Origin of the sequence: Cylindrospermopsis curvispora GIHE-G1 (genome assembly GCF_014489415.1) — a bacterium.
GTDB lineage: Bacteria > Cyanobacteriota > Cyanobacteriia > Cyanobacteriales > Nostocaceae > Raphidiopsis > Raphidiopsis curvispora_A.
This window is the reverse complement of sequence record NZ_CP060822.1, coordinates 2,592,629-2,604,875: the sequence shown is the minus strand read 5'-3', so window position 1 is coordinate 2,604,875 and position 12,247 is coordinate 2,592,629. Positions and strand designations below refer to the sequence as shown.

Below are 12,247 nucleotides of genomic sequence, written 5' to 3'. Positions count from 1 at the left end.
GGTAAGGTAGTTTAATGATGTTCAAACCTAAATCTTGTTGTTCAATTCTTTAGGTTCAGTTATTACACTGCCACTTACCCAGATTTTGATTAGGATTTACGCGATTCCCCAAACGTGATTACTAGATTCCTAAGTAGGGAGGCACAATTATTTGTAGGATGGGTCGAGTAACGAGACCCGTGGTGTTGGGTTTCATACTTCAACCCAACCTACGTTCATCTTATATTTAATTCCACCCACCCACTTATATCTACATTATCTGTTACTTCTTGCTCAACATTTTCATAGGCCAAATAACCGCTTTTGCCCCCAAAATTCGGGAGTAGATTTCTCCTGATTGACTATGCAAAATAAAGTTGGCTGTTACCCCTGTATCAGTTTTATTTTCCACTTCACAGGAAACATAAAATGGTGAATTACAAGGAATAGTTAGAAATTGTTCCCAATAAGTCAACTGTCCTGGTAGACAGACCTGCTGATGAAAATGATTTAACCAAATCCACAATGATTGGGTACTAATATCTGTGGTGTAGGGATTATGCCATTTGACCGGAAATTGCCCCTGATCGGTTTCGGAAATTGCTTGCCAACAACACTCCACAGTGATTTTCTGTGGGTTTACATTTAGAACCCTAGTAATTTCCTGGAATGCTGGACCGTGAAACAAGGAAGAATCACCATTTTGATAAAATTGTTTGCCCCTAGTAGTGATAATATTGTCCTCCGTTAGATTCAGGGACTCATAAATTGGTGCTTTTGGTATTTTCCCTACCACTGTGACAATAGCAGAGAAATGAAAATGGGTTTTACCTTGAGGATTTTTACTCAAAATTTTGGTTTGAAATTCAATTAACTCACCATCTACTTTGGAGATTTCCTGAATTTCTAGAATGTAATCTGATCCTAATGTGGAGTTGAAAGAGATACCTTTTAGCACCTTGAATTCCCGACAATGTAAGTAGCGATATCCCGGATAAATTTCTTCACAAGCATGAACCATCCAAGACATAGCACAAGTGGCTGGTAATACCTGTACACCTGCAATAGTATGATCATATAAAAAGGGATTTTGCTCCAAGGTCATTCTGCGATAGATACGGTAGCTTTTCAATTCACTATCCAGGGGTGTGGGAGGCAAGTTCATCGGACTACCAATGACAACTTGGGATTGATTTTCAAACGCCGGATGCAGCTCATTAACCAGCATTTGAGTACCGGTTTCCACAGGAATAATATCAATTCCTCGTTCGGTAAAAGCCTTCTTTAATTGTGGTGTTACCATACCACTATCCCAACCACCCCAGTTAATAGCAACTACATGAGTTTGAGGATAATGTTTTTTAAATTGATGAGCCGATTTATTCAGAATTTCATTAGCTATAGCATAATCACTCTGACCAATATTGCCATAAAAACCACTCACAGAAGAGAAGAGTACTAAATGCTTTAAATGGTAAGGATCACAACAGTTAAGTATGTTTTGCAAACCCTGGACTTTGGCATTATAAACTTTTTCAAAATCGTCAGGGGTTTTCTTTTCAATTAATTTATCTGCTAAATTTCCAGCTCCGTGGATAACACCTGTAATTTTACCAAATTTTTGGCAAACATCACGGAGTTTATCTTGTAAGACTTTCCCATCAGTAACATCAACATTAATATATTCAGCTTTTGCTCCTGTTTGTTCGATTGCTGCTAAAGTCTTTTTAATTTCCCGGACAGAATTAATTTGATTGAATATTTTCTGTACCATCATGGGTGTGGGTTTTTCACCTTGGGAGATTAAATTTTCCATGATGCGTTTTTTTAATACGGAGTCTTCCAAGCAATCATGAGCGTAACCAGGTTCTGGAGTAATTTCTGAACGACCTAAAAGAATAAAAATGCCAGAGTTACTCAAACTACCGAAATTACCAATTTGACTTTGTGCCAATTTAACCGTACACTGGGCAGTAATTCCCTTAGCTCCACCACTAACCACAAACACCGATGATGGAGGAATTTGAAAAGTTGTTATCATATATTTCTCACTCTATTATTGAACTTAGGAGACAAGGAACAGGGAATATATATTTTCTGGCTAAACCTATAATTCCTGGTTCCCTATAAATGACTAACTAGGGAGGTACAATTATTTGTAGGATGGGTTGAGGAACGAAACCCAACCTACGTTCATCTTATATTTAATTCCACCCACCCACTTACTAATCAGCTGTTGCTACAAGAGTCACTCTTCCTTTAGAACCATAACCAACCTCGCCAATATATCGGTTAGAATCATATAATTCGGCTACAATATATTCTGCTGACTGGTGTGGTTCTAACTTAGGACTTAAATCGATCGCTCTCAAAAATACCTTTGGCCATTCCCATCTCAAACTCTTGGTCAATCCAAATAATCCTCCTCCAATAATTCCGAAGTTTTCTGTATGATCTAAACCAAATGCACCGTCAAGATGAACAACTGTGCAAAAACTAACTCTTCCTTCCAGATTGGCAGCATTATTCAGTGATTGTTTCAGGTGTTTAGCTATCAAAAAGATATGTTTAACAATTACCTTTTCGGTTTCTAAATAGGCAAGATTGGTAGTTGAAAAGCACGGATGAAGATGAATAAATGCTCCAATTTTACCATATTGAACACTGATACTTTGCAGTAGTAATTGTAGATGTTCTTCGCTCATATTTGCTAGATTGATGCGAGTGACTCCTGCTGGTAATGGTGACCGTTCTGGAACAATTGATTCGGGAAAACTTAAAACTACTACCTTCCAACCTTTGTCTATCAACCCATGAACTAATTTTGTGGTAGTTAGAGAACCATCGTCAGTAACTAGTCCTATATGTCCTCCAGGTAATTGGCATTCCCAAAAATCGGGTTCCGGTAAGATTTTCAATTTAACTGGACGACGGGGAAGATTGGGGTCAACAGTAGGTGGTGGAGTTAAATCCACCGCCGTGGCTTTTATTTGCTCAAAATCAAGATTTTTTTTTTCAACCACCACCAGACTTTGGAGGTAGCTAACTATCTGTCTAATTGTCCGCAGGTCTCCTAATTCCTCTAAGTTAGGTTTAGGTAAATCTGGGTATACTTCTTGCATTCCCCCTAATATTTCTACCCTTTTTATGGAATCTATCCCCAGGTCAGCTTCCATGTCCATATCTAGTTCTAACATCTCTACTGGATAACCAGTTTTTTCACTGGTAATTTTTAACAAGGTTTCAGCTATACTACTGTATTCATTACTGATAGCGGAGGACTGGGGAATGTCAACTGGAGAAGGAATGATTAATTCGGGTGTTACTTTGGGATCCACATTCTTAACTATATGCTCAGAATGATTTATCTGATTAGTAGTCGCGTTGGTTACAACTTGTTTTTCTAGATATTCAACTATTTGACCAATGGTGCGTTTTTCCGCTAGTTCTTCCAGATTAGGTTTGGGTAAATCGGGATATAATTCCTGTAACCCACCTAATATTTCCACCCGTTTGATAGAGTCAATTCCTAAGTCAGCTTCCATATCCATGTCAAACTCTAACATTTCTATGGGATAACCAGTTTTTTCGCTGGTGATAGATAGAAGACTTTTACCTATGTCTTGAATATCAATTGCGGATTTTTTCGTTTGGGAACTTATAGCAATTTCCGTAACTGATGCAGGTGGTTTTTCAACCCTGGTCTCTGGGACGGGTGTTATAACTGGCTGAGTTTCTATAATTGGTTGTGGAATTTCTACTTCCAATGTTTTACTGGTAGAGCTAACAACCATTTCTGGCACAGTTAGTTGGGGATTTTGTGGCGACGAAATCTCTCGCAGATTTTCCGTGTGTATATCCGTAAGTTGGAGAGGAATCACAGGTGTTAGTTCTGCACCGTCAATTAGCAGTGAATATTCCTGTTGGATGAGGTGGAAAAGATTCTTTGTGTGTTCTAACTGTTCCCGTAAGTATTGTTCATGAATGCGCAGAGTTTCCGCTTGCTGATGATGAAATTGCATCATGCTACGCTCAAAGCTATCCATGATTGATTTTTTAGTTTCCCCAGTTTCAGTAGATTTATTATTCATAAACAAGGTATTCTGTTGCTGTACCAATTGAAAAAATGTCCTGGCATATTCCATTTGATGCTGAAGGTAAGTGTCATGAATCTGTAAGTTATCACTTTGGCTATTTTGAAATTGGCTAAGGAGATTTTCTAAACTAGCTAAAACTTGTTGAAACTCAGTATTTTTATCTGACGTTGTCATTTTCCCTCCTAAAACCTGTACCATTGGGTAAGTTAATATGGGTAACTGTTCTTCAGCTCGAAGGCTGGAATTAATAGGATTAGCAGAATTCATTTGGGAGTCCGTTGGTAAAGAACTGATAATTGATGTTTGTTTATGTCTCTTACCATTGCCATTACTAGTATGTACTGTTTCAACTACTTCCTTTACTGGTGTAATTTCGGAAGGTTTATCAATTACTGAAACCGGTTGAATTTGTGGAAAACCTTGAATTTTAAACCCATCACTTAGTGCTTTTTCAAAGGCATTTTTAGTTTTTTCTGAAACGTAATTAATACCTTTGAGTTTAACATTTAAACTTTTTTGGCTGATTTCTTTAGAGAATGTTTCTGGTAATTGATATGGGTCAATATTACCTAATTCCATACCCAGAACCTGTAGTTGGACCGCTGCTTCTCTAACGGAGATATCACTACTTTTATGAGTGCTAGGATTCAAAGATATAGTAATATGTGGACGTTCTCCCAAAATATCCTTAACTAGGTTAGTCAGAATCCGCTTTGGTCCAAATTCCACAAAGCAATAACCACCAGCAGCATAGATATTTTCTATTTGTTGTGTAAAATTAACTGAACTGGCCAGATGACTTTCTAATATCCGTTGAATCTTATCCGATTCTTGAGGATACTGTTGAGCTGTAACATTGCTAAAAACGGGAATCTTAGGATTGAGTAATTTAACAGATTTAGTAGCAATAGCAAAGGATTTTTGGGCAAATGCAATTAGGGGAGTGTGGAAAGCAGCAGCAACAGGTAGGAGTACAGCACCATAGCCTAAATCTTGAAATTTCTGATGAATTTTTTGAATTTCATGGCTAGGACCAGCTAAAACAACTTGGTTAGGAGAGTTAAAATTAGCAATCGTAATTTTTGGGAAATTTTTCAGTACTAATTCTACCTTGCTAATTTCTTCCTTGACTGCTAACATACTACCTGCATCATGGTCAGGATCTTTGGGTGCAGCCATTGCCTTTCCCCGAGCTTTTACTAAGTATAAATAATCTGATTCACTCAAAACTCCTGCTGCTAGTAAAGCAGTCAATTCCCCAAAACTATGACCAGCAGTGAAATCAGATTTAAACCCAGCTTGCTGAAAAATAGAATATAGACCAGCACTAAAAACACCTATAGCAGGTTGTGCATATTCAGTTCTTTGTAAAGTGGCAATTTGGTCAGCTTTCTCTGTTTGGTTAAAGGTAGGATGGGGAAAAACTACTTGGGAAATTGGCTGTAAATTATCCTCAATTAACAGGCTATCCATTAATCCATATAGGCGACGTAAAGTTGGGAAGTTCATCACAACTTCTTTACCCATCTCTAAATATTGAGAACCTTGACCTGAAAATAGGGCTACTACTTTCCCCCTTAAGTTAATACCAGAAGCTCGATAATAAATTCCTTGAGGATGTTCCCAGTTCAAGGTAGATTGTTTATTTTTTAATAGATCAATGCTCAGAGCTAACAATTTACAAGTATCCGCTTTATTCCCAGCTACAAAGCCAATTCTTGCCGCATTTTGAGGAATCTGAATATTCCTGCATTCCTCAACTAACTGAGAATAGTATCTGTCACTATCCCCAGCTTGTAAATTCTGTAAACTTGTCTCTAAATTTTTAATTAGCTCACTGGGATTGGGAGCAAAAAATAAAATTTGACTGGCCACATCATGTAGACGATAAGGTTGTTGTTGTTCCTGTTGATATTCTTCCAAAACCAAATGATAATTGGTACCACCAAAACCAAAGGAGCTAACTCCCGCTCTTCTGGGTGATTCACTCTCTCCACGTATCCAAGGTCGAGTTTCAGTGTTCAAATAAAAGCAGGAATTTTCAATATCTAACTTAGGATTAGGTTCGGTAATATTGATAGTCGGCGGTAATATCTTATGATATAGTGCCAAAGCTGTTTTCACTAAACTTGCTGCACCTGCTGCTGCTTTCGTATGCCCAATTTGGGATTTGACACTACCTAGGGCAATATATTGCTTTCTTTCATCATGTTTACTGAAGAAGCTTTGCAAGGAAGCGAACTCCGTCGGATCTCCAGCCATAGTTCCTGTACCATGTGCTTCCATTAGTCCTAATGTGGCAGGAGAAAAGCCAGCATCATTATAAGCTCGTTCCAAAGCTTTCACTTGTCCTTCCTTTCTGGGAGCATAAATGCTCTTATAGCGTCCATCACTGGAAGTTCCAATACCCTTAATTACAGCATAAATTCTATCACCATCTTTTTGTGCATCTTCTAGCCTTTTGAGAACTAACATGGCGATACCTTCACCCAACATCATCCCATCGGATTTAGCATCAAACGGTTTAACATTTTCACCAGGAGAAACCGCAGGAGTTTTACTAAAAGAAATGTAAGCCATGATGGTGTTATCTGTATCTACACCACCGGTTAACATCATATCGCTCCGATATTCTACCAGTTCACTAATAGCCATTTTTAAAGCACCAAAGGAACTGGCACAAGCAGCATCAACAACACAGTTCATACCACCAAAATTCAATCGGTTGGCAATACGTCCTGCTACAACATTTGCTAACATTCCGGGAAAAGCATTTTCATCCCACTTAATGTAGGCACTTTTGATTTTTTCGACTATTTTTTCAGTATCTTCCGGTGATAAACCACTACTTGTAAGCACTTTTTCCCATACGGGATACTCTAATCTAGCTGATAATGGCATACCTAATTGTTTAGCCATTGCTACCCCTAGGATTACCCCCACACTCTCTCGATCAAATTCACGAGCTTCACCATAACCAGCATCTTCCATTGCTTCTTTGGCAACTATTAAACTCAAGAGTTGCGATACATCAGTAACTTCTAAAATGCTAGGAGGAATGCCAAATTCCATGGGGTTAAAATCAACTTCAGGAATAAATCCACCCCGCTTACAATAGGTTTTATCCTCCGGTGTTCTAGGATTGGGATCGTAGTAATCTTTAACACTCCAGTGGCTCTCTGGAACATCAGTAATACAATCAGCTTTACTCACAATATTTTGCCAATATTGTCTTAAATTTCTCGACTGTGGTAGTAGAGAAGCCATCCCCACAATAGCAATGGGGTTCTGTTGCAGTTGTCTGTTAACTTTCTTAGTTGAGATTTCGTTTCCTGAATTCATTTTTCTTGCCTCTATAAATCTAATCAAATCATTTTCACAACTGTTAATTAGCTTCTCTAACTCTGCTAAGGCGGTATTTATTGAATCAGCAGACATCATGGCATAGGGTAATTTTGGGGAATGGTAACTTTTCAGCTACAGTAATTTCTATAGCGGGGATATTAATCAAGCAATCATGTTTTCTTAATGGGATAATTGATCCCGGAAAGAAATCAAATTTGGGAATCACATGAAATAATACTATACACTATTGCCTTTCCTTTTCTTGTTTGTTTAGAAACATTATCAGTGATTAATTAGCGGATTTCATAATTACCGTAGCTTTCTCAACTTTATGCTGGCATTGACTTAGCAAGCAAGTTCGGATAATCTATTTTATGACATTCTGGGAATATAACCCGCTACATCTGCTACAGAAATAATATTTATTGTCCAGGGGTCTGACTCGGAACTTAGAGAAATTAAGAGAATGATTCATTTCCTACTTTCGCCTGTTGAATTAATTTAAAGAATAGCACAATTTAAAGAAATTCAATAGTTTGCTTACACTGAATTGGGATAAATATTTCTACTTGAGGTAATGATTTGTATTTCCCTGTTGCATTTGACAGTATACTCCTGAACTAAAATCTATCTGATTATGTGAGTAAATTCAACCCTTTCTCCCCTATAGAAAATTGAGATATCAATGCTTTGATCATATCTGTAATCTAACTTACGAATTAGCAAATACACTCCTGTTCCAGATAAACTTGCTCATATTTTATCAAAAAAACATGATAATTTATCTTTGATATTTGATGAATTCATAATATATCTCACATCTTGGCTTTCGATAGTTATTTAGTGAGCAAATCTTAACTTGTGAATGTAATTAACTATTAATAGTAATAGACTGACATTGTGATGAAATGATTATATATTTCAATGGAAATAGATTCTAGTTAACATTCGGTAATTATGTAGAGAACTCATCATAAATGAGTTAATTTACTTAATTTAATAGATTGACAAAATTCTGAGCCTTTGGCAGAATAAGAAGTAGAGTTTTTATTTGTTCTCAATTAGTGTGATCAACTATTTTTGAGAGATTATGAAAAATTAATCTCATGATTTAGTCATCTCTGTAACTCAGATCTTTTTTTAGCGATTCGTATTTATGGTTACTTTGTTGTACTCTAATTCAAGATAGAAATAAGTGTAATTAGAAGTTGGTTTAACGTCTATTTACAATTAAATTTTCGCTTATTAGGAGTTTGTGAAAAGAAAACATTGAAATTACACCTCAGTAGAAAAGAACAGGAGCAAGTATGGTAACGAGCAAACAAAATCAATTATTAATACATGCTGCTAAGAAGTGGAAAATAATCATTGCTGCTTCCCTTGCTATAGCTGCTGGTTTAGCATCTTTCTCTAGCTTTTCTCAGTTAAAACTAAAACCTAACTTTCCTATCAACTCTTCCCAAGTAAAAACCCAAAAAGCGCCCAAAGTGAAATTTTATGTCACCGCTTTAGGAAGACTACAACCACAGGGAGAAATTACCTATTTATCTGCTCCCAATTCTATTAACGGTGTGCGCGTAGAAAAGCTATTAGTGGAAGAGGGTAAGGAAGTACAAGCTGGGGAAACTTTAGCATATCTAGAGAATTATGAACGATCAAAAGCTGCAGTAAAACAAGCATTCAATAAACTACTAATTGTTAAATCAAGACTAGCACAAGTTAAAGCAGGAGCAAAAGCAGGAGATGTGAATTCTCAAAAAGCAGTGGTGACCAGATTATACTCACAGTTAGAAGGTGAAGTGACCACACAAACAGCGACAATAAATCGTATTCAAGCTGAAGTGGAAAATGCTACCAAAGAGAGTGAGCGCTATCAAAAGTTATACCAAGATGGGGCAATTTCTGCTGCTGTTTTAGATACTAAAGTGCTACAATTGAAGACATCACAACAAAAATTAATGGAAGCTAAAGCTACACTAGAAAGTAGTAAGAATACATTAGAAAATCAAATTCAAGAAGCTAAGGCCAGATTAGACAGTATTAAAGAGGTAAGAAATGTAGATATAGCTTTAGCACAGAGCGAGGTTGAGAGTGCAGAAACTGCTATTGAGCAGGCAAAAGCAGATCATGATTTAACTTATATTAAATCACCCATAGATGCCAGAATTTTAAAAATTCATGCCAAAAATGGAGAAATTATAGGTACTTCTGGATTTGCAGAGCTAGGAAAAACTTCGCCAATGAATGTCATTGCTGAAGTTTATCAGACCGATATTCAAAAAGTGAGAATTGGACAAAAAGCGGTTATTACTAGTGGAGCATTTTCTGATAAAATACGAGCAACAGTGAAAGAGATTGGTTGGCAAGTTGACAAACAAAGCATCTTTAGTATTAACCCAAGTTCAGATACAGATCGGAGAATTGTTCATGTTAGATTAGTCATTGATTCTCCAGATGATAGCCAAAAAGTATATCGACTAACCAATTTACAGGTAGATGTTGCCATTGAAATTTAGTTTATGAATCTAAAAATTCCTTTAGCGTGGCTACAGTTAGCCCAGCAAAAACTACGTTTTGTTGTAGCTATAGCTGGGATTGCTTTTATCGTACTTTTAATGTTCATTCAACTGGGTTTTCAAGATGCACTATATTCCAGTGCAACAGCAGTACATCAAAATCTCAAGGGAGATTTATTTATAGTCAGTTCCCAATATAAATCTTTGACCTCAAATCAAAGTTTTTCTCGCAGTCGTTTATACCAAACTTTGGGATTTAATGGTGTAGAATCAGTCAATCCCATGTACTTACAATTTGCCAAATTAAAAAACCCAGAAACCGGAGAAAAATACTCAATTTATGTAATTGGATTTGATCCGGCAAAATCCTTAATGAATATTCCAGAGGTTGAAGAGAATCTGGATAAACTGAAAATTCCCGATATGATGTTATTTGACAGAGATTCCCGACCGGAATTTGGTCCAATCGCTAAAAGATTTGACCAAGGGAAAACAGAACAAACAATTGAAATTTTCTCTTTTGATTCTCTGCAGGGCTATCGAGTTAGAGTGGGGGGGTTATTTAGTTTAGGTCCCTCCTTTGGGGTGGATGGTAACTTGATTGTTAGTGACTCCACCTTCGTGAGAATTAATCCCCTACTTCGTCCTTCTGAAAAAATAGATGTTGGTATTATTAAACTAAAACCAGAAGCTGACCCAAATCAAGTTTTAAAAAACTTACGGGTTAATTTACCCCATGATGTGCAGATTTTTACCAAACAACAATTCATTGATTTTGAAAAGCAATATTGGGCAGCAAGAACACCCATTGGATTTATTCTCAATTTGATGTTAACTATGGCTTCGGTAGTAGGTGTGGTCATTGTCTATCAGATTCTCTATAGTAATATTGCCACCCAATTTATCGCCTATGCCACGTTAAAAGCCATTGGCTACGCTAATGGTTATTTGTTGAATGTGGTTTTTCAACAAGCCCTGATATTGGCATTACTAGCATATATACCTGGATTTTTGATTTCTGTGGGTCTATATGATTTTGCAATGAAAGCTACCCAATTACCAATTATCATGACTTCTAATAATGCCATAATTGTTTTAACTTCTACAGTGTTAATTTCTATGACGTCAGGAGCATTAGCAATTAATAAACTGCGATCTGCTGACCCTGCGGATATTTTCTAACTTATGACCAACTGATTTGGAAAATTTTATTTCCAATAATTCTAATAACTCCCATAACATTAAATCCTACCAGATCAATATGATGAATCTCAACAACAAAACTATTCTTATTACAGGTACAGATGAATTTATTGGCTCCCGCGCAGCAGAGTTAGCAGTAGGTCAAGGTTTGAAGGTAAGAGCTTTACAGGGTTCCCCATTTCTAGATAGAGCTGTAGGTGAAAGTCTAGAAAAGTTGGGAGTAGAGATTATAATTGGTAGCATCAATGATCCAGGGATAGCTACAAAAGTTTGCCAGGGAGTAGATATAGTTTTACATACTAGTCAACTAACGGAGGAGGGGGGAGACATAAAAAAATTCCGAGAAATTAATGTTGGTGGAACTTGTAATATTGCCCAAGCAGCAAAACAGGCAAAAGTGAAAACATTTATACACCTTTCCAGTGCCTTAGTTTATGGATTCAATTACACCGATAATGTGGCGGAAACTGGGATATTATCTGGGGAGAACAATCCCTATTGTCAAACTAAAATAGAAGCGGAAATAGAGATTTTAAAACTTAACTCACCTCCGGATTTTGGGGTGACTATTATTCGTGCAGGAGATGTGTATGGGCCAGGTAGTGTTCCTTGGATTGTTCGCCCAGTTCTGATGATGAGACAAAAGTTATTTGCCTATCCTAATGATGGTAAAGGAGTGATGAATCACCTATATGTTGATAACTTAATTGATGCCATATTTTTAGCAATGGTACAACAACCATATGGAGAAATTTTTAATATTACAGATGGGGAAAATACCTCATGGAAAGAATATTTTATTCACCTGGCAGCTATGGAAGGTTTACCTATTCCTATGTCTCTTCCCAAGGAAGAAATGAGGTTATTTTTAAAAGTACGTAATCAGGGACAAAAATTGTTTAGAAAGAAGGTGGATATTCTCCCAGAATCTGTTGATTTTATGAGCCGTCCATATTCTTATTCAATTGCTAAGGCTAGGAGTATATTGAACTATCAACCAAAAATTAGTCTGGAAGCAGGTATGAATACTACCCATCAATGGTTACAGACAACTGATATTCAAAAACTTATTAAATAGGGATTGCTAAAAAATCAGAATTCAAGCAG

Annotated in this window: 5 protein-coding genes; 3 read left to right on the top strand and 2 right to left on the bottom strand. The window is 36.8% G+C overall.

Annotated elements, in window-relative coordinates:
• Positions 1-262: 262 nt before the first annotated feature.
• Both IAR63_RS11540 and IAR63_RS11535 read right to left on the bottom strand, forming a co-directional pair.
• Positions 263-2,020, bottom strand: a complete 1,758-nt coding sequence (locus tag IAR63_RS11540; RefSeq protein ID WP_187705374.1) for an SDR family NAD(P)-dependent oxidoreductase — start codon at positions 2,018-2,020, stop codon at positions 263-265.
• A 184-nt stretch (positions 2,021-2,204) separates the two neighbouring features.
• On the bottom strand, positions 2,205-7,514 hold the full coding sequence (locus IAR63_RS11535) for a type I polyketide synthase (RefSeq protein WP_187707451.1): 5,310 nt from the start codon (positions 7,512-7,514) through the stop codon (positions 2,205-2,207).
• 1,214 nt (positions 7,515-8,728) lie between these two features.
• On the opposite strand from IAR63_RS11535, the gene IAR63_RS11530 reads away from it, so the two are divergent.
• From IAR63_RS11530 to IAR63_RS11520, 3 genes are all read left to right on the top strand, one after another.
• On the top strand, positions 8,729-9,937 hold the full coding sequence (locus tag IAR63_RS11530; RefSeq protein ID WP_187705373.1) for an ABC exporter membrane fusion protein: 1,209 nt from the start codon (positions 8,729-8,731) through the stop codon (positions 9,935-9,937).
• A gap of 3 nt (positions 9,938-9,940) precedes the next feature.
• Positions 9,941-11,119, top strand: coding sequence for an ABC transporter permease DevC (gene devC / locus IAR63_RS11525; protein ID WP_187705372.1), 1,179 nt, complete (start codon positions 9,941-9,943; stop codon positions 11,117-11,119).
• A gap of 82 nt (positions 11,120-11,201) precedes the next feature.
• On the top strand, positions 11,202-12,218 hold the full coding sequence (locus IAR63_RS11520; RefSeq protein ID WP_187707450.1) for an NAD-dependent epimerase/dehydratase family protein: 1,017 nt from the start codon (positions 11,202-11,204) through the stop codon (positions 12,216-12,218).
• Positions 12,219-12,247 lie beyond the last annotated feature (29 nt).